This window comes from Acidovorax sp. Root217 (assembly GCF_001428645.1).
Lineage (GTDB): Bacteria > Pseudomonadota > Gammaproteobacteria > Burkholderiales > Burkholderiaceae_C > Acidovorax.
The window spans coordinates 18,059-36,625 of record NZ_LMIH01000025.1 but is presented as its reverse complement, the minus strand read 5'-3'; the positions used below and the strand labels follow the sequence as shown (position 1 = coordinate 36,625).

The 18,567-nt window shown below is 68.9% G+C and carries 17 protein-coding genes; 9 read left to right on the top strand and 8 right to left on the bottom strand.

Annotated elements, in window-relative coordinates:
- Positions 1-289: 289 nt before the first annotated feature.
- The 3 genes from ASE31_RS23260 to ASE31_RS23250 all read right to left on the bottom strand — a co-directional run bounded on the left by ASE31_RS23260 (position 290) and on the right by ASE31_RS23250 (position 4,553).
- Positions 290-1,792: a carotenoid oxygenase family protein gene (locus tag ASE31_RS23260; RefSeq protein WP_057204184.1), complete on the bottom strand. Its 1,503-nt coding sequence runs from the start codon at positions 1,790-1,792 to the stop codon at positions 290-292.
- 117 nt (positions 1,793-1,909) lie between these two features.
- Positions 1,910-3,544: a serine hydrolase gene (locus ASE31_RS23255; protein ID WP_235514737.1), complete on the bottom strand. Its 1,635-nt coding sequence runs from the start codon at positions 3,542-3,544 to the stop codon at positions 1,910-1,912.
- Between the two features lie 55 nt (positions 3,545-3,599).
- The gene (locus tag ASE31_RS23250; RefSeq protein WP_057204182.1) at positions 3,600-4,553 is read right to left on the bottom strand and encodes a LysR family transcriptional regulator; all 954 of its coding nucleotides are present in this window, start codon (positions 4,551-4,553) and stop codon (positions 3,600-3,602) included.
- A 110-nt stretch (positions 4,554-4,663) separates the two neighbouring features.
- Here ASE31_RS23250 and pdxA point away from each other — a divergent pair, with 110 nt between their 5' ends.
- Positions 4,664-6,448, top strand: a complete 1,785-nt coding sequence (pdxA, locus tag ASE31_RS23245) for a 4-hydroxythreonine-4-phosphate dehydrogenase PdxA (protein WP_057204181.1) — start codon at positions 4,664-4,666, stop codon at positions 6,446-6,448.
- 137 nt (positions 6,449-6,585) lie between these two features.
- A complete protein-coding gene (locus ASE31_RS23240; protein ID WP_057204180.1) occupies positions 6,586-6,960 on the top strand; it encodes a DUF6463 family protein in 375 nt (124 codons plus the stop codon).
- Between the two features lie 64 nt (positions 6,961-7,024).
- Here the strand turns inward: ASE31_RS23240 and ASE31_RS23235 are convergent, their stop codons facing one another.
- Complete coding sequence (locus tag ASE31_RS23235; RefSeq protein ID WP_057204179.1) at positions 7,025-7,498, bottom strand: MarR family winged helix-turn-helix transcriptional regulator; 474 nt, start codon at positions 7,496-7,498, stop codon at positions 7,025-7,027.
- A 73-nt stretch (positions 7,499-7,571) separates the two neighbouring features.
- Between ASE31_RS23235 and ASE31_RS23230 the strand changes: the two genes are divergently transcribed.
- Positions 7,572-8,501, top strand: coding sequence for a haloalkane dehalogenase (locus tag ASE31_RS23230; protein WP_057204178.1), 930 nt, complete (start codon positions 7,572-7,574; stop codon positions 8,499-8,501).
- Here ASE31_RS23230 and ASE31_RS23225 read toward each other — a convergent pair.
- Positions 8,452-9,429, bottom strand: a complete 978-nt coding sequence (locus ASE31_RS23225; protein ID WP_057204177.1) for a tripartite tricarboxylate transporter substrate binding protein — start codon at positions 9,427-9,429, stop codon at positions 8,452-8,454. The genes ASE31_RS23230 and ASE31_RS23225 overlap by 50 nt on opposite strands.
- A gap of 160 nt (positions 9,430-9,589) precedes the next feature.
- Between ASE31_RS23225 and serB the strand changes: the two genes are divergently transcribed.
- Positions 9,590-10,303 carry a phosphoserine phosphatase SerB gene (serB, locus tag ASE31_RS23220; RefSeq protein WP_057204176.1) on the top strand — a complete coding sequence of 238 codons (714 nt, stop codon included), beginning with the start codon at positions 9,590-9,592 and terminating at the stop codon, positions 10,301-10,303.
- Between the two features lie 131 nt (positions 10,304-10,434).
- A complete protein-coding gene (locus ASE31_RS23215; protein ID WP_200961157.1) occupies positions 10,435-11,016 on the top strand; it encodes a redoxin domain-containing protein in 582 nt (193 codons plus the stop codon).
- A 26-nt stretch (positions 11,017-11,042) separates the two neighbouring features.
- Here the strand turns inward: ASE31_RS23215 and ASE31_RS23210 are convergent, their stop codons facing one another.
- Together ASE31_RS23210 and ASE31_RS23205 are read right to left on the bottom strand one after the other, a co-directional pair.
- Positions 11,043-11,696, bottom strand: coding sequence for a 1-acyl-sn-glycerol-3-phosphate acyltransferase (locus ASE31_RS23210; protein ID WP_057204175.1), 654 nt, complete (start codon positions 11,694-11,696; stop codon positions 11,043-11,045).
- A gap of 411 nt (positions 11,697-12,107) precedes the next feature.
- Entirely contained in the window at positions 12,108-12,770 is a 663-nt protein-coding gene (locus ASE31_RS23205; RefSeq protein WP_082604322.1) for an NAD(P)H-dependent oxidoreductase, read from the bottom strand.
- Positions 12,771-12,862: 92 nt separating this feature from the next.
- On the opposite strand from ASE31_RS23205, the gene ASE31_RS23200 reads away from it, so the two are divergent.
- Entirely contained in the window at positions 12,863-13,798 is a 936-nt protein-coding gene (locus ASE31_RS23200) for a LysR family transcriptional regulator (RefSeq protein ID WP_057204174.1), read from the top strand.
- 100 nt (positions 13,799-13,898) lie between these two features.
- Positions 13,899-14,441 (top strand): 2'-5' RNA ligase family protein, encoded by a 543-nt coding sequence (locus ASE31_RS23195; RefSeq protein ID WP_057204173.1) that lies wholly within the window; start codon positions 13,899-13,901, stop codon positions 14,439-14,441.
- Here ASE31_RS23195 and prpR read toward each other — a convergent pair.
- Positions 14,438-16,405 carry a propionate catabolism operon regulatory protein PrpR gene (gene prpR / locus ASE31_RS23190; RefSeq protein ID WP_057204172.1) on the bottom strand — a complete coding sequence of 656 codons (1,968 nt, stop codon included), beginning with the start codon at positions 16,403-16,405 and terminating at the stop codon, positions 14,438-14,440. The genes ASE31_RS23195 and prpR overlap by 4 nt on opposite strands.
- Positions 16,406-16,630: 225 nt before the next feature.
- On the opposite strand from prpR, the gene ASE31_RS23185 reads away from it, so the two are divergent.
- Positions 16,631-17,584, top strand: coding sequence for a tripartite tricarboxylate transporter substrate binding protein (locus tag ASE31_RS23185; protein ID WP_057204171.1), 954 nt, complete (start codon positions 16,631-16,633; stop codon positions 17,582-17,584).
- Positions 17,585-17,651: 67 nt separating this feature from the next.
- On the top strand, positions 17,652-18,512 hold the full coding sequence (locus tag ASE31_RS23180; protein ID WP_057204170.1) for an oxaloacetate decarboxylase: 861 nt from the start codon (positions 17,652-17,654) through the stop codon (positions 18,510-18,512).
- Positions 18,513-18,567: the final 55 nt, after the last annotated feature.

Here is an 18,567-nt window from a genome sequence, read left to right as displayed (position 1 = left end):
TCGGGTGCCGCTATTTTAGTTTTGGGCAGCGGTTTAGGGTTGGGTTTTCACACAGCCTCGGCCGATAGCGGAAGTCTAGCCCAGCGCTTCAACATGCGCCCGACAACGATGTTTGCTCAGCCGCCGACAAATGTCCGGTGTGCGTGTTGTCGAATTCGATGCCAACAGTGCCGAACCGATGTCCAAGAGCGCCGCACGAGGCACTATTGGCAGACCGCCAGCCACCCCGCCCACGGCAGCGGCGATGCAGTACAGCAACTGCTCCTTCAGCGCCCCCATGCGTGCCAACTCACCCCGGCATCCAGGCAGGCTTGAACGCCGCATGGAACCCGAACGGCACCACCTGCGGCAAATTCAGCGTGGCCAGGCACTGCATGCTGGCCGGGTCGATCACGCCGATCACGGTGCCCTCGTCGCCTTCGGCCAGCGTGGGCACCAGCAGCACGCCATCGTCCTCGGCGGTGGAGCCGGGGCGCTCCACGAACAGGGGCTCCAGCTGCACGGCATGCTCGCGCTGCCAGGTGCCGGCGATGCGGCCGCCGTCCAGGTCGAGCTTCACCGTGCGGTCGAACATGGGGGCCTTGCCATCGGGGTCGAAGCCCGCAAACCAGGCGTGTCGCGACTGCTGGCGCCCCCAGTAGGCGCCGTGCACGGCGGGCAGCTCCACGCTGGTGCCTTCGACCAGCGTCCTGGGCTGCGCGTCGCTGCGGCCGAGCTCCAGCCGGTAGCGCTGCACGCGGTGCTGCACGCCCACCGGCTGGCCGGCGCGCAGGCGGTCCAGCCGCAGCGCGCTGAAGATCTCGGGGCCATCGGTGGTGCACAGGTCCAGCACCAGCGTGGCGGGTGCGCGCCCGTCCTGGCTGGGCTCGTCCCAGGCCTGCACGGCATGAAAGCTGGCCATGGCCGGCACGGCCCAGCTGCGCACGCTGCCATCGGTGAGCGAGACGGCGTCGATGCGCGAGCCCATGGCCGCATTCCACTTGAAGTTGTCGATGAAGCCCTTCCCCGCCAGGGCCAGCTTGATGGCATTGACCCGCATGGCCGGCTGCCACACCAGGGCGTGCGTGGGCGTCATGGCAAAGGCATGCAGGTAGCCCGCCTGCCGCACGGACCAGCGCCCCACCACCTCGCGCCGCCGGCTGCCCGCCACGATCTTGAACAGCTTGTAGGTGCACTTGGGGCCCATCTCCACGCCCACGTTCCAGTAGGTGCCCTGCGCATCGGTCACGCCATGGGCCGACATCACATGGATCACCTCGTCATCGTCGTACTCGATGCGCCCGGTGGTAGCCAGCGTGTCGGGGTCGAAGCTGGTGAGCAGCGGCGTCTCGGTCTGCGCCACCCACTGCGAGCCAATGCGCGCCATCACCACCGCCCCGTTGTCCGTCACGATCGGGTGGCGCAGGTTGCGCAGGCGCGAGAACAGGCCCGCCGGGTCGGCCGTGCCAAAGGCACTGCGCGCCGGCTTGCGCGCCGCCAGGCTCTCGCGCAGGTCATCGGTCTGCAGGTAGCGGCTGCGGTAGGTCGCGCTGGCGCCCCCCACATCGCCCGGCGCCAGTCTCACCCGGTGCAGCATGGCCAACCCATCGAACCAGTGCTCATAGCTGCCATGGGGCAGGTCCCACAGTGCCGGGCCATTGAGCAGCAGGCTTCCGCCGATGAGCCATGGGGGGATCTGGCCACGGATTTCGACCGGGGTGTCGGGGAGTTCGCGGGCGGTGGATTGGAGGCCGCGCAGGCGAGTGGCCAGGGCTGTGGGAGCGGAGGTGACAGGCTTGGTTGCGAGGCTCATGGGAGTAGGCATAAAGGACTGAACACAACTTGCGGTGCACGCATGGCTCCATCATGGCCCATGCCAGTGAATAGGCGCAGCATTGATTGACCCACAGTAGCTGGGTTGCGAGATAGGCTACTCCGCCACCCGCCCCCGCACCTGCCCCCTGAACCCCCAGTTGTTCTCCAACCCCACATTCACCGCCTTCCCGCCGTCCTCGAACTTCAGCGTGACCACGGTGACCTCCCCATCCGCCACCGAGCGCGAGATGAGCTGGAACGATTGCGCATCGAGCCAGTGGCCCTTGATGGCGATGAGCGCTGGCCCCTGTGGGGCGGTGCGGTACTTGCCGTCCAGGCCCAGCGGGCCGGCCACCGGCTCGCGCGGCAGTTCGGGGCGGCTGCTGTCGAAGGTGACTTCGTAGCGCGGGTTGGCGGGCGTGAGGTCCAGCACCAGGCGCTGGATGCCCATGCCGTTGCGCTCCAGCAGCCAGGGCTTGCGCGAGATGGTGGCGGCCAGCTCGGGCGTGGTGATGGGGGTGGCGCTGGGCTTTTCGACCCCGGCGTCGCGGATGCGTGCGGCCAGTTGGTCCTGCGCGGTGGCGTCGGCGGGCAGGGGCTCGCGCGAGCGCACGGCGGCGGTGATGTGGTCGATGAACAGGGGCAAAGGGTAGTGGCGCCGTCCAGTGACGGCCACGACCACGTCGATATCGGGCAGCACCACGATGAGCTGGCGGTTGAAGCCGGCGGTGAAGTAGGCGCGTTTGGACGGGATGCTCCACCAGCCGTTGGCGTATTTGAAGGCGGGCGCCGCGCTGCCAAAACCCATGTCCACCACGGGATTGAAGACCTGCTCCACCCAGGCGGCGGGCAGCAGCTGGCGGCCATTCCACTGGCCCTTGCGCAGGTAGAGGTACCCGATGCGCGCCATGTCGCGCGGGTGCAGGTACAGGCCCCAGCCGCCGACTTCCAGGCCCTGCGGGTCCTTGCGCCAGCGCACGTCGGTGATGCCCAGGGGGCCGAACAGGCGCTTTTGCGCGTAGGCCAGGGTGCTGCCGCCGGTCTTTTGCGCCACGATGGCCGAGAGCAGGTGGGTGTTGCCGCTGTTGTAGTTGAAGCCCGCGCCGGGCGCCTGGGCCATGGGCCGGTCAAGCACAAAGCCCTGCCAGTCGCGCGAGCGGCCCAGCTGCAGCATGGTCTCGGGCACGGCGTCGCTGAGCGGCTCGACCCAGCTTAAACCCGAGGTCATGTCGAGCAGGTGGCCCAGGGTCATGGCCTTCTTGGAGGCATCGGCGTTGGCGACCTTGCGGCCCTCAAAGAAGTCGAGCACGGGCGCATCGCGCGAGGCGATCAGCCCGTCCTGGATGGCCATTCCGGTGAGCGTGGCGACGACCCCCTTGGTGGTGGAATTGACGGCGTGCTTGAGCCCCGCGCGGTAGGGGGCGTAGAAGGCCTCGGCCACCAGGCTGCCGTGGCGGGTGACGAGCAGGCTGTCCATGCCCTGCGCGGCGCCAAAGTCGATGAGCTTGGCCAGCGCGGCGGAGTCCATGCCTTGCGCCTCGGGCGTGCTTTCGGCCCAGTCGTCACCGGGCCAGAGGGTGGTGGCTGGGGTGGCGGTCGATGCAGCCGATGCGGCGGGCGCCGCTGCGTCCTGCGCGACTGCGGCGAAGGGAGCAGCTGCGGTGGCCAGCAGCGCGGCCGTGGCCTGCCTGCGGTTGATCGCTGCGGCGGCGGATTGAACCGTCGCCTTGTCGTGCCTGTGCATTGCCATTGCCAGTTCCCTCGGTGTTTGTTGTGCAGGAATCATATGCGTCTTGCGGTACGGGCTAGGCCCTCCTTTTGGGGGAGCGTGGCCGCTTCTCCACAGCGAGTGGGGGTGGTGGCACCAGGCCTTCGCAGGCTGCGCGCAGCCACACCAGCACGGTGTGGAAGACACCCCCATCGTCCACGGCCGCGCGCGGCGCCATGAGCTGGTAGCAACTGCCATCGGCCACAAAGCCGCGCGGCGCGCACAGCACGCCGCTGGCCAGGTCGTCGGCCACCAGGGCCAGGGGGCCGATGGCCACGCCGGCACCGGCCACGGCGGCCTGCAGGCTCTGGTAGAAGTGCTCGAAGCGGATGGCACGCGTGGGCTGCAGGGGCGCGCCGGCCAGCGCAGCCCAGCTGTCCCATGCGCCCGGCCGCGTGGCGGTGTGCAGCAGCACGCCCTGCAGCGGCGCGCCTTGCTGCGGCCCGAGGGTGCCGGCCACATCGGGGCGGCACACGGGGCCGATGTGTTCGTGCACGAAGGGCTCGGCCACCACATCGTCGGCCAGCGCAAAGTCGTTGCGGCGAATGGCCAGGTCGATGCCGTCGCGCTCGAAGTGCACCACGCCCCCAGCCGACACCAGGCGCAGCTCGCGCTCGCCGCCCACGGCGGCCTGCAGCTGCGCCAGGCGCGGGATGAGCCAGCGGATCAGCAAGGTGGGCTCGCACGACAGCACCAGCGGCCGGCCCGGCCCCGCCGTGCGGCGCGCACGGGCCAGGGCCGCGCGCAGGCGGTCCAGCGCGCCAGCCACATCCTCGGCCAGCACCTGGGCGGTGGGCGTGGGCACTACTGAGCGGCTGCTGCGCTGGAACAGGTCAAAGCCAAGCTCGCCCTCGAGCTCGCGCACGGCACGGCTCACGGCCCCGTCGGTCAGGTGCAGCTCGCGCGCAGCGCGCGACACGCTGCCGTGGCGCACCGTGGCCTCGAAGGCGCGCAGGGCGGACAGCGGGGGCAGGCGGGTGTCTGGGGGCATGGCGGGATGATTGAGTCTGGCTCAATCATGCTTGAGATCAAATCGGTTTTCTGAGAACGCTTACCCAGGCACAGTCTCGGCATTACATTGATTGAGCCTCAAGAGTTCCGATGACAGCGACGACAACCACCAACACCCTCCCCCTGGCCATCACCATGGGCGACCCGGCGGGCATCGGCCCCGAGATCATTGCCAAGTGGGCGATGGGGGCGCTGGCGGGCAAGCGCCACGTGCAGCCCTTTGTGGTGCTGGGCGACGTGGGTGCCCTGCGGCGCGCGACGGCGATGGTGGGCGCTGCGCTGCAGGTACACACCGTGGGCGATGACCTGCATGGCGTGCACGAAGCGCTGCAGCAAGGCGCCCTGCCCGTGCTGCAGGCCTGCGCACCGCTGCCCGCCGACCTGCCCATGGGCCGGGTGGACGCACGTGCCGGCGCCGCAGCGCACGCCTGCGTGCAGCGCGCCATCGACCTGGCGCTGGCGGGCAGCGTGGCCGGCATCGTGACCGCGCCGCTGCACAAGGAGGCGCTGCGCGCTGCGGGTGTGCGGCACCCGGGCCACACCGAGATGCTGGCCGAGCGCGCGGGAACCACCGACTTCGCAATGATGCTGGCCAATGGCGAACTGCGGGTGCTGCTGGTGTCCATCCACCTGTCGCTGCGCGATGCGATTGCCGCCGTCACGCCCGAGAACGAACTGCGCGCCATACGCCTGGCGCACCGTGCCTGCCGCGCCTATGGCATCGCCAAGCCGCGCGTGGCAGTAGCCGGGCTCAACCCGCATGCGGGCGAAGGCGGGCTGTTCGGCCGCGAAGACCAGGACACCATTGCCCCCGCCATTGCCGCGGCGCGTGCCGAGGGCATCGACGCCACGGGCCCCTGGCCGGGGGACACGGTGTTCATGCGCGCACGCCAGGGCGCTTTCGACATCGTGGTGGCGCAGTACCACGACCAGGGTCTGATCCCCGTGAAGTACCTGGGCGTGGACCAGGGCGTGAACATCACCGTGGGCCTGCCCTTTGTGCGCACCTCGGTGGACCATGGCACAGCCTTCGACATCGCGGGCACGGGCCGGGCCGATGCGGCCAGCCTGGGACATGCGGTGGAGCAGGCAGAGGCCATGGCCGTGGCCTCTTCCATGCACGCGGCCATGGTGGAGGCAGCGGCGGTGCGACCACCACCTGCCCCTGCATTGCCGGAATTCATCTTCATGCTCACCCGGCACGACAAGACCATCGCCAACGCGCTGGAGCAGTTGCCCACCGTGCTGGCCGCAGGAGTGCGGCACATCGGCTTCAAGGACATCGGCCTGCCCTGGCCCGCACTGCAGCGCCTGGCCGATGCCATCCGCGCGGGCGGCGCCGTGAGCTACCTGGAGGTGGTGAGCCAGGACGAGGCGAGTGAGCTCGCATCGGCCCGCGCCGCCATGGCGCTGGGGGTGGACGTGCTGATGGGCGGCACCCGGCCCGAGGCGGTGCTGCCGTTGCTGCGCAGCACCCCCATCCGCTACTACCCGTTTGCCGGCCAGGTGGTGGGCCACCCCAGCGTGCTGCAGGGCACGGTGGAAGACGTGGTGGCCAGCGCGCGCCGCATCGCCGCGCTGGAGGGCGTGCACGGGCTGGACCTGCTGGCCTACCGGTTTGAAGGGGAAGTAGCCGACGTGCCCGCGCTCATAGCCGCCGTGTGCGCTGCGGTGGGCAAGCCGGTGGTGGTGGCCGGATCGATCAACCGGGCCGAGCGTATCGCAGCCGTGGCGGCAGGCCGGGCGGCAGGCTTTACCGTGGGCACGGCAGCGCTCGACGGCACCTTTGAAGCCACAGGCTTGGGACCGCATGGGCTGGCAGGGCAGCTGCGCGCCATCCAGACCGTGCTGCACGATGCAGCGGTGCAGGCCTGAGGCAGGCCGCCCGGGCACACATGGCGAAATCAAGGCAGCTCGCGATACAATAAGAAAATACTATTTTAAAAATTGAATTTACTTCAATTTAAACAATAGTAATTTCTAAAAAATCTGCATTAGAAAGGCACGACCCCATGACCCTCAACTGGAAGACCGCCGCCGCCGGTGCCTTGCTCGCCTTGGGCGTCCTGCATATCGTGATGGGCCTGGTAAGGTTCAAACAGCCGTTCCTGGCGGCACTGTCCGACGGACTGCTGGACGCATTCAAGACCGACGACAGCCGTCGCCTCGCGTTGTGGTTCACCCTGTTGGGGCCGGTGCTGATGCTGTGTGGCCACCTCGCGCTGCGGGCCGCCGCCAGCGGGGATGTGCACACCCTGGGACTGATGGGCGTGTACCTGCTGGTTGCCGCGTTGGTGGGTATCGTGGCCTTCCCGGCATCGCCCCTGTGGGCGTTGCTCGTGGTCGCAGGGGTGTTGTTCGCGACGGGGCAACGCTGGCTTGCGTGATCGCCATGCCGTGGCGATTTCCCGCAGAAGGGGAGGCTGGGCTGTAGCGGAGCTTCGGTGGGTTTCAAGCAGCGCCGCGCCGCTCGACGCTGGCCAGCAGGCCACCCAAAGCGAGCTTGAGGGCATCGAGTTCGCCCGCGCCGATCAACCCCGCCCACTGCCCCTCGATGCGGCTACCAGCCGCCATGGCCAGCGGCCGGATCTGCTGCCCCCGCGCGGTGAGGAACACCAGGCGTGAGCGCTTGTCGGTGGGGCTGGGCCGGCGCTCCACATAGCCGAGCTTTTCCAGCTCGTCCACCGTCTGCGCCATGGACTGCTTGCGCACGTGCGCGCGCAGCGTGAGTTCGCTCACGGGCATGCCTTCCGGCGGGACAAAGGTGAACACACTGGCATGCGCCGCGCGCACGTCGCCAAAGCCGGCCTCGGCCAGGGCCTCGTCCACCGCGCCCGCGAACTGCTGGTGCAGCAGGCGCAGCAGCACGCCCAGCGAGCCGGTGGTGGCGACGGTGGCAGTTGCGGAGGGCGTCGATGAGTTCATGGCAATATTTGACAGGCACCTGTCCATTTCAATAAACTAGACAGGTACCTTACCATTTTGCAAGGAGCAGCCCATGCCCACTGTGACCGTTCTCGATTCGCAGATGCACTACGAAGACACCGGCGCCCCTGCGGGGAGTGCTGGCCCGGCCTGGGTGTTCCTGCACGGCAACCCCGCCTCGTCGCACCTGTGGCGCAAGGTGCTGCCACGCACGCAGGTGCTGGGCCGCTGCCTGGCGCCCGACCTGATCGGCATGGGGCAATCGGGCAAGCCGGAGATTGCGTACAGCTACGACGATCATGCGCGCTACCTCGCGGCGTGGTTCGACGCGCTGGACCTACAGGAAGTCGTGCTCGTGGGCATCGACTGGGGCGCGTCGCTCGCCTTCGACTGGGCGCGCAGGCATGCGCACCGGGTGCGCGGTATCGCCTTCATGGAGACCATCGTCAAGCCCATGTCCTGGGCGGACTTCCCTGCAGCGGCGCGGCCGCGCTTCGAGGCGTTTCGCACGCCGGGCCTGGGGGAGCAGTTGGTCATGGAGCTGAACCAGTTCCTCACCGGGTCGCTCACGGCCACGGTCCTCACCCCCCTGTCTGCGGCCGACCGCGCGGTGTACGAGGCGCCCTACCCCACGCCCGCAAGCCGGCGCCCGCTGCTGGCCTGGCCGCGCGCCATGCCGCTCGAAGGGTCGCCCGCCGACGTGGTGGCGCGGGTGCAGGCCTATGGCGCCTGGCTGGCCGGCTCGACCGATGTGCCCAAGCTGCTGCTCACCTTTACCGGGTCGCCCACGCTGATGATCGGCCCGGCCATGGAGGCCTGGTGCCGTGAGCACATTGCCAGCCTGGAAGTACAGGCCTGCGGCGATGCCGGCCACCTGGCGCCCGAGGACCAGCCCGGGCGCATTGCCGATGCGCTGGTGGCCTGGGCCGGTACCGCCCTGCCTTCGGCTGCCACTACTGCCTCTGGATTCCCGCCTGCTGGATCACATCGCCCCAGCGCTTGATCTCGCGCGCAAAGAAGTCGGCCTGCGCCTGGGGCGTGCCGCCGCTGGCCTGCACACCGAGTTGCAGCAGCCGGGCCTTGACCTCGGGCGTGTTGAGCGCGGCATTGGTCTCCTTGTTCAGCCGCGCGATCACGTCGCGCGGCGTGCCGGCCGGGGCGGCAAAGGCGTTCCACGAGGCCACGTTGAACCCCGGAGCGCCGCTCTCGGCCACAGTGGGGATGTTGGGCAGCGCGGGCGAACGCTTCTCGCCCATCACGGCCAGGGCATGGAGCGTGTTGCCCGAGATCTGCGCCAGCACCGGCGCCAAAATCTCCACGCCCGCATCCACCTGCTCGCCCAGCAGCGCGCTGACCACGGCCGAGGTGCTGTTGAACGGCACGATGGTCACATCGATGCCCAGGCTGCGCTTGAACAGCTCGGCCGCCAGATGCTGGGTGCTGCCGATGTTGATGGTGCCGATGTTGAGCTTGCCGGGGTTGGCCTTGGCATAGGCCAGCAGCGCGGCGATGTCCTTGAAGCGCGACTTGCCACCCGTGACCAGGGCGATGTCGAAGGTGCCCAGCATGGACACCGGGGTGAAGCTCTTGACCGGGTCGAACGGCAGGCTCTTGAACAGGCCCGCGCTCACCGCGTTGCCGTTGGACATGAGCAGCAGCGTGCGGCCATCGGGCGCCGCCTTGGCCACGGCGTCGGCCGCAACGATGCCGCCCGCGCCGGGCTTGTTGTCCACCACGATGCTCTGGCCCGTGGCCTCGGTCATCTTCTGCGCCACGGTGCGCGCCGTGAGGTCGGCCACGCCGCCGGGGCCGAAGGGGACGACCAGGCGGATGGGGCGCTTGTCGGCAGGTTGCGCGGCCACGCCCGTGCCTGCCATGGCCGCGGCCAGCAGCAGAAAGGCCCGGCGCTCAGGGATCAAAGGAAAAGTCATGCATTGCACTATGACAAAAACAGGATTGTCCTACCACCCGGCCCCTGCACTGGGAGCTATGCCCTGTCGGCATGGGCGCCCGGATTCCTCAGGCCGCCACGGGACACCTGCGCGGGCGATACCATTGGGGCTTCCGATCCCCGCATTCGCCCCTTTCCCCATGAAAAACGCCACCGAATTCGCCCCCGGCCTTGTTGTCCAGGGCATAGACGCCCCGCTGTCCCTGTCGAGCTACAAGCTGATTGCCTTCGACATGGACTCCACCCTGATCAACATCGAGTGCGTGGACGAGATCGCCGACGCCGCCGGCCGCAAGGCCGAGGTGGCCGCCATCACCGAGGCGGCCATGCAGGGCATCATCACCGACTACAAGGAAAGCCTGCGCCAGCGCGTGGCCCTGCTCAAGGGCGTGACCGTGGCGCACATGGAGCAGGTGTTCAGCGAGCGCCTGCGCTTCAACCCGGGCGCCAAGGAACTGGTCAGCGCGGCCAAGGCCGCAGGCCTGACCACCTTGCTGGTCTCGGGCGGCTTCACCTTCTTTGCCGACCGCGTGAAGGCGGGCCTGGGGATCGACTTCGCGCGCTCCAACATGCTCGAAGTGCAGGATGGCCTGCTCACTGGCCGCATGCTGGACCAGGCCTGGGGCGACATCTGCGACGGTGCCGAAAAGCGCCGCACGCTGCTCGAAGTGGCCTCGCTCATGGGCATCGACCCATCGCAGGCGATTGCCGTGGGCGACGGCGCCAACGACCTGCCCATGATGGGCGCGGCCGGCCTCTCGGTGGCATACCATGCCAAGCCCGCCGTGCGCGCGCAGGCCAAGGTGGCCATCAACGAAGGTGGCCTCGACCGCCTCTTGGAAGTCTTGCGCTGATCGCCACTCAAAAAGCTCTTCTGGCGTCGTTGTTCCGTCTTGCTGTACTCACCGGAACGCCTAGCCAGAACCGCTGCGCTGAGCTTTGTGAGCGGCTCGACAGTGATCGAACCATCAACCAAAAGACATTGATGCAGCCCACCACCGGTATTCGCGCCCTGCCCTTTCGTGCCTGGCAATCGCTGCGCCGGGGCTGGCGCCAGCACCTGGGCACTTTGCTGCTGGCCGTGCTGGTGGTGGCGGGCGTGGATGCCTGGCGCACGCGCGACCTGCCGAGCGGGCCGGCGCCCGATGCTGCCATCACCCTGGCCGATGGCAGCGCCACCACGCTGGACCAATGGCGCGCACAGCACCCCGGCCGCGCCGTGGCCCTGCATTTCTGGGCCGACTGGTGCCCGGTGTGCAAGATCGAAGAGCCCTCCGTTGCGGCCCTCTCGGCCGACTGGCCGGTGCTGGGCATTGCCATGCAGTCCGGCCCCGCCGCGCGCGTGGCCCAGGTGCAGCGCCAGCGCGGCATGCCCTGGCCTACTGCGGTCGACCCGCAGGCAGAACTGTCACGCGCCTGGGGTGTGCGCGTGGTACCGGCGCTGGTGGTGGTGGATGCGCAGGGCCAGGTGCGCTTTGCCACGACGGGCTACACGCCCGGCTGGGGCATGCGCTGGCGGCTGTGGTGGGCGCAGGTGCTGCCGCGCTGGAGCGCCTTGGCGGGCTGAACGCTGCAGAACAGGCGCGCAGCGGTTCAGGTAGGACGCTGCTCGGCCACGCGTTTCATCGCCTCGTCCATGGCCACCGTCAGCGCCAGCGCCGACTCCTTGTTCGCCGTGGCATCGGGCGGCAGCACGATGGGCGGCCCGAAGGTGATGCGGATGCGCGGGCGGGTAAAGAAGTGGCTGGCGCGGATCTCGCCCGGCCCGTCGAAGTGCGCGGGCACGATCTGGCCCTTGGCGCGCAGCGCAATGGTGGCCGCGCCGCGCTTGGCCTCGGGGTTCTCGGCATTGCGCGTGCCCCCCGGGAAGATCAGCACCAACTGGCCCGCCTGCACCAGCGAGACCACCTGGCGGATGGTGGCGGTCGAGGGGCTGCCCCGGTCCACCGGGAAGCCGCCGCCCGAGCTGACGAACCAGGCACCCAGCTTTGTCTCGAATAGCTCCTTCTTGGCCATCTGGTGCAGCTTGCGCGGCAAGGCGGCATAGCCCACCCACAGCGGGTCCGACCAGCCCACGTGGTTGCACACCACGATCTTGCCACCCGGCCCGTCCAGGTGCTCAGCCCCCGTCACCGTGACCCGGGCCACCCGGGACATGAGAACCCGCAGGATGCGAACGAAGAGGTTGGGCTTTTGCAAGGCGGGGGATGCAGCAGCGGAATCCGAAGAAGGTGTGGCGGTGGTCATTGACAGGAGTGGCGGTCGGGAAGGCGCATGGGCGGCGGCTGGTTGGGGGCTGCCTGCCATGGGAATGATAAGCCCGTGTGACAGCCCAACCTGGGGGAATCCCTTAAGGACCCTCTGCATAAACCTCGCGGATCGGTGGTAGCGCGGATCGGGATGGGCCGCAAGGCATCTTCTTGCAGCCAATAGCAGGGCTATTGGCAAGAGAAGCAACGCAGCGGACCGCCCGAGGCCGCGCTGCCAACGGCCGCAGGGATTTGTGCAGAGGGTCCTTTCACTACCCGTGCCAACTGCAACGCGATGTACATTGGCTACCCGCATGGAAGGGGCGGAACTCATGCCGATAGCGACTGACCGAAGGTGTCTTGGCTGCGGCTCTGGCGCAGCAGGTACCCCCACCGGCGCGCCAGGGCATCAGGCTGCAGCGCCCAGCAGTTCCTCGGCACATGCAATGCTGCCATGCTCCAGCGCACCCGCACCCGCACCCGCACCCGCACCTGCACCCCACGCCCGCAGCCGCGCCGCATAGCGCGCCGCCTCCCCCGCCAGTTCCGCTGCGCCCATTTTCCCGGCCCGGTACACCAGAAACGGCTCGGCCCAGGGCAGGCCGCAGCGGTGGGCCGTGGCGTGCAACGGGTGCAGCAGGTCGGCCAACGCAAACATGTTTTGGCCCGTGGGCGTGTACGCCTCGGGCACATTGCCGGCCGTGGCAACCACCAGCAGGGGCGTGCCTTCCAGATGGCGCCCTTCGCTCGCGTAGGCCATGTAGTACATGCGGGTCAGCACCGCGTCCTGCCAGGCCTTGAGCAGGGGCGGGGTCGCATACCACTGCACGGGGAACTGCAGCACCACGCGGCGGGCGCTGAGCAGGCGGCGCACTTCGGCATCCACGTCGATGGCGCTGCCCTCGGGGTACAGGGCCGCCATGTCCACCACCTCCACACCAGGCAGTGCGGCGGCGGCATTGGCCAGCGCGCGGTTGGTGGCGGACTGGGCAAAGCGCGGGTGGAACAGCAGCACCAGGGTGTCGATGCTGCGGACGGGGGCAGTGGTGGTGGTGATGGTGGTATCGGTCATCAATGGCTCCTGTGGGTGGGTAGATGCCCCAAGGATGCGATCCGGACGACAATTAATCCAACGGATAATTCGTATATCAACTCATTGATTTCATGAATCTACGTGGCATAGACCTGAACCTGCTGGTGGTGCTGCAGGCCCTGCTGGACGAGGCCCATGTGACGCGCGCGGCCGAGCGGCTGGGCCTGTCGCAGCCGGCCATGTCGAACGCGCTGGAGCGCTGCCGCCACCTGTTCGGCGACCCGCTGCTCGAACGCGCCAAGGGCGGCATGCGCCTCACGCCCAAGGCCGAGGCCCTGCGCGAACCCCTGTCGCGCCTGCTGGCCGATGCGGCGCGCGTGATCGACCCGCACCCCCAGGTGGACCTGGCCACGCTGCGCCAGACGGTGCGCATCGTCATGGCCGACTACCCGGCCGTGATGGTGGTGGGCCCGCTGCACGCACGGCTGGCGGCGAGTGCGCCGGGCATCGACCTGGTGGTGGAGCCCTGGCACGGCGCGGCCGATGCGCTCGACGCCATGGCGCGCGGACGGCTGGATTTGGCCGTGTCGGTCTTCCCGGCGGTGGAGGCGTCCTTCCACCGCGAGGAGCTGCTGCACGAGCAGTACGCCGTGTGCATGCACGCCGGGCACCCGGCGGCGAAGGACTTCAACCTGGAGCGCTGGCTGCAGTACCCCCACGTGCTGGTCTCGGGCCGGGGCGAGACGCGCGGCGCGCTGGACCAGGCGCTGCTGGCCTTGCAGCGCACACGCCGCGTGGGCGTGGTGGTGCCGAGCTTTCTGCTGGTGCCACCGCTGCTGGCCAGCTCGGACCTGATCGCCATGGTGCCGCGACGCTGCCTGCGGCCGGTTGCCGGCGGCGTTGGTGTTGGTGGCGACAGCAGCAGCCCGTTTGGCGGCCTGGCGGTGTTCGAGCCCCCTATCGCTATAGAAGGCTTTGCGCTGCACCTGGCCTGGCATGCGCGGCGGCAGCAGGATGCGGGGGTGCGGTTTGTGGCGGGGGTGGTGGGGGAGTTGTTGCGGGGGTGAGATATGACGGTTGATGTAAATCGTTGCGCGTGCTTCCGCTCCGCACGCAGGGCCGGTACGATGGGGCCCGCCACGACCGATCCTTTCATCGCCCCGCCGCATGGACACGCCGCACACGCCCCTCTACACAGTGGCCTACCTGGGCGTGGATGCATCGGCCCAGGCCTTCATCGACGGCGTTCGGCGCCAGCACGATCCGCAGGTGGACCTGGTGGCGCCGCATTTCACGCTGGTGTTCGGCTGCTCGGCCGTACCTGAAGCGGCCTACCTGGCGCATGTGGCGGCCATCGCAAGGCATGCGCAGCCCATCCGCTTCCATTGCCGCCACGCCATGCTGCATGCGGGCGGGCCCGATGCCGGCGCCTACGTGTTCCTGGTGCCCGACGAGGGCAACAGCGCCATCGCGCGGCTGCACGACAAGCTCTACACCGGCGTCCTGGCCCCGCACTTGCGGTTGGAGATTCCCTATATTCCACACATCACGATCGCGTCCACAAGCGACATCGCGGCGGCGAAGGCCCTGTGCGACGGGCTCAACCAAGCAGGCGTCGACAACGCTGGCCAGTTGCAGTCCCTGACCGTGGGCGCAGTGAGGGACGGCCGCTTGCAGGCCATTGCACAGCACCCGCTGGGCGGACTTTAAGGCGTTGAATTTTCCTCACGCAACCGCCGCCACAGCGTCGAGCGGCTGATGCCCAGGATGGCGCAGGCCTGGCCCTGGTCGCCCTGCACCGACTGCAGCACCTCGCGCACCCGCTGGCGCTCCGCAGCCACGCGTGCGCCCTTGAGCAGGCGTTCGCGCACGGGCACGGGGCGCTCCTGCGCGCATTCCGCAAACACTTCGAGCAACCGGGCGCGGTCCATCCGTCCACCCGGGGCCAGGTAGCCGTGGCAGGCGAGCAGGCGTTCCACCAGGTTCTCCAGCTCGCGCACGTTGCCGGGCCAGCCGTAGCCTGCAGCCAGCTCCAACAGGGCGGCCAGCCAGGCCGATGCCTGCGCTGCGGGCACGCCCGCTGCGGCGGCGCGGCGCGCCATCAGGCTGCCGGCCAGGTGGGCGATGTCGGCGCCGCGATCGCGCAAGGCGGGCGTCTCGATGCGCAGCACCGCCAGGCGGTAGTACAGGTCACGCCGGAACAGGCCGCGTTCGACTTGGGCCGCCAGGTCGGCATGGGTGGCCGCGATCACGCGCAGGTCCACCGGCACGGCTGCGGTCGCGCCCAGGCGCAGCACCTCGCGCTCCTGCAGCACGCGCAAGAGCCGTGTCTGCAGCGCCAGCGGCATGTCGCCGATCTCGTCGAGGAACAAGGTGCCCGTGTGGGCCGCCTCGATCAGCCCGGTCTTGCCGCCGCGCCGAGCGCCGGTGAAGGAGCCTTCCTCGTAGCCGAACAGCTCGCTTTCGAGCAGGCTTTCACCCAGCGCGGCGCAGTTCACGGCCAGAAAGGGCTGGCTCGCGCGCCGGCTGGCGGTGTGGATGCCCTGGGCCACCAGTTCCTTGCCGGTGCCGCTTTCGCCGGTGATGAGCACCGTGGCATCGCTGGCCGCGCACTGCTGCGCCAGCTCGCGCACGCGCCGCGCCGCCGTGCTGGTGCCGGTAAAGGCCTCGATCCGGTAGCGCGCAGGCGCGCCGCGCTGGCGCTGGTTGGCGCGCAGGTGGCGGTCGGCGCGCTGGATGACGGCTGGGTCGCGGCACACCAAGAGCGCGCCGGTGATCTCGCCGTTTTCGACGATGGGCGCACGCCGCACGACCAGGGTGCGCATGCCGATCTGCAGCACCTCCTCGGCCGGGGCATCGCGCATCAGCAGCGTGGCGCCCAGGTCCAGCACGGGCTCCACCTCGCTCAGCACGCGGCCGACCAGTTGTGCGACGGATGCGCCCAGCAGCTCGGCCATGGCAAGGTTCAGGGCCTCGATGCGCTGGCGCAGGTCCACGGCGACCACGCCGTCCTGCAACTGGCCGAGGATGGTGCCCAGCCGTTCGTGGCGCGAGCGCTCCGCACGGCTGTGGCGTGCCAGGTGCACGGCGTCCTGCAGCGCCTGGCGCACTGCGTCGTCCGAATACATCAGCACGCTGGCAATGCCGGCCTGCTCGGCCAGGTCGGCCACCAGCCCGGGGGCGACCACCGCCTCCACCCCGGCTGCGCGCAGGGCCTCTATGCAGGCCGGCCCGTCCTCAGGGTTGCGGTAGCTGAACTGCGCGATGCCCATGCCGAACAGCGCATCGAGCTGTGCCAAGTGCTCCGACGGCCCATCGAACGACACCAGGCCGACCCTGGGCGACAGGGCGCGCGCTGCGGCCAGCGCGCGCATGAGGTCGGAGCCCCGCACTTCCACCATTGCCACCGGTATGTCCAGGTGCTGGCGCAGCCATTCGCCGCTGGCCCCTGCCGCTACCACCGCGTCGACGGGGCTTTGCGCATGCAGGGCCCGCACGGCCACCACGGCATCGTCGAAGGCATGCGCCACCAGTTCGATCTGCGCCTGCGCAGCCACCTCCGGCACCAGCCGCGCCAGCACCCGGCCCAGCCGGTGGCGGGCCACGGCGACGATGCGCAGCGGGCGTGCCGCTGCGGTGGAATGCCAGGAAGGGGCGGTGGGCAATGGGTTCATTTCAATTTATTTCATTGTCTCATTTTTGAAATAAATATGAATTCCTTGAAAATACCCTGGCGCTAGACAGCGCGAAAAAATCCTTTCAAATCAACGACTTGAATAAAAAACCCGCCACATGAGACGATTGGCACAGCGTTTGCAAAGACCTTGGGGCAATCCCTGCACGACCCGTATTCGCCAAAAAACCAGGAGACACACGTGAACTTCCCTCGCCTTTCCCTAATGACCTGCGCCACCGCCGCCGCACTGGCCTGCGCTCTTCCCCTGGCCGCACAGGCCCAGGCCTGGCCTGCCAAGACCATCCGCTTCGTGGTTCCGTTCTCGTCCGGTGGTGCCAACGACCTGCTGGCACGCGCGGCGGCAGAGGGCGCAGCCAAGGTGCTGGAGCAGTCCGTCATCATCGAAAACCGCCCCGGCGCGGGCGGCTCGCTCGGCGCCGAGCTGGTGGCCAGGAGCGCGCCCGACGGCTACACCTTCTTGATCAGCGCGGCCGGCGTCATCTCCAACAGCATGATCAAGAAGTCCCTGCCCTTCAAGGACGAGGACCTGGTGCCCGTGGCCATGATCGGGCTGGCGCCTTCGGTGGTGGTGGTGCCCAAGTCGGCACCGTACGACAACCTGCGCGACTTCGTCGAGGCGTCGAAGAAGGGCGCGGGCTTCAACTTCGCCACTGCGGGCACCGGCAGCACGCCCCACTTCGTGGCCGAGATGCTCAACGTGAAGTACGGCGCCAGGCTGCAGCCCATACCCTACAAGAGCGGCTCGGAGAGCACCACGGCCGTGCTGGGCGGGCAGGTGGAAGGCACCTCCGAGGCCAGCATCATCGCGCTGCCGCACATCCGCGGCGACGGCAAGTTCAAGGCGCTGGCCACCACCTGGACGCAGCGCATCTCGGCCTACCCGCAGCTGTCGACCGCCGTCGAGCAGGGATTTCCCGAGCTGCAGATCGCGCACTGGGCCGGCCTGCATGCGCCGCGCGGCACGCCCGCCGACATCCTGGACAAGCTCGCCGCTGCCGTGGACAAGGCCATGCGCGAGCCCGCCACCGTGGCCAAGCTCAAGGGCATGGGCATCGAGCCCATCGGCGGCACGCGGGTGGAGTTCGTGAAGTTCGTCGACGCCGAGCGCAAGCGCCTGGGCGAGATCGTCAAGGCGGCGCAGATGCAGGAAAAGTGAGCACGCAGCCCTCACACGCACCACCGATCCACTGCCCGTCTGCTTTTCCGTTCTTTCCAGGCCACCCATGAATACCAAACAACAACTGCGCGCCATGGTGCAGGCACGCCGCGGCGCCATCGTGCCGGGCGCCTTCAACGCACTCTCGGCCCGGGTCATCGAAGACCTGGGCTTCGAGGCCCTCTACATCACAGGCGCCGGCGTCACCAACATGTGGTTCGGCCTGCCGGACCAGGGCTTCGTGGGCCTGGCCGAGATGGCCGACCACACGGCGCGCATCCGCGACGCCGTGGGCCTGCCGCTGATCGTCGATGCTGACACCGGCTTTGGCAACGCGCTCAACGTGCGCCACACCGTGCGCACGCTGGAGCGCGCGGGCGCCGACTGCATCCAGTTCGAGGACCAGGTCGCGCCCAAGCGCTGCGGCCACTTTGCGGGCAAGGACGTGATCTCCACCGAAGAGGCCGTCAACAAGATCAAGGCAGCCGCCGATGCGCGGCAGGACGCGGACCTGCTGATCCTGGCGCGCACCGACGCCTGTGCGGTGCACGGCTTCGAGGCGGCGGTGGAGCGCGCGCAGCGCTTTGCCGAGGCAGGCGCCGACATCCTGTTCGTCGAAGCGGTGACCACCGCCGATGAAATCCGTGCGCTGCCGCAGCGCCTGGACCGCCCGCAGCTCATGAACATGGTGGTGGGCGGCAAGACGCCCATCTTCGGCGCTGAGGAGCTGGGCGGCATGGGCTATGGCCTCGTGCTCTATGCCAACGCAGCCCTGCAAGGCGCCGTGGCGGGCATGCAAAAGGCCCTCGGGGTGCTGCGCGACGACCGGCGCCTCGAAGAAGACCCCGCGCTGGTCGCCCCGTTCGCCGAGCGCCAGCGCCTGGTCGGCAAGCCGGCCTGGGACGCGCTGGAACGCCGCTATACCTGAGAGGCTGAAAATCTTTCGTCCATGCCCGCCTTGCACGCCAAAACACCCCGGCTCT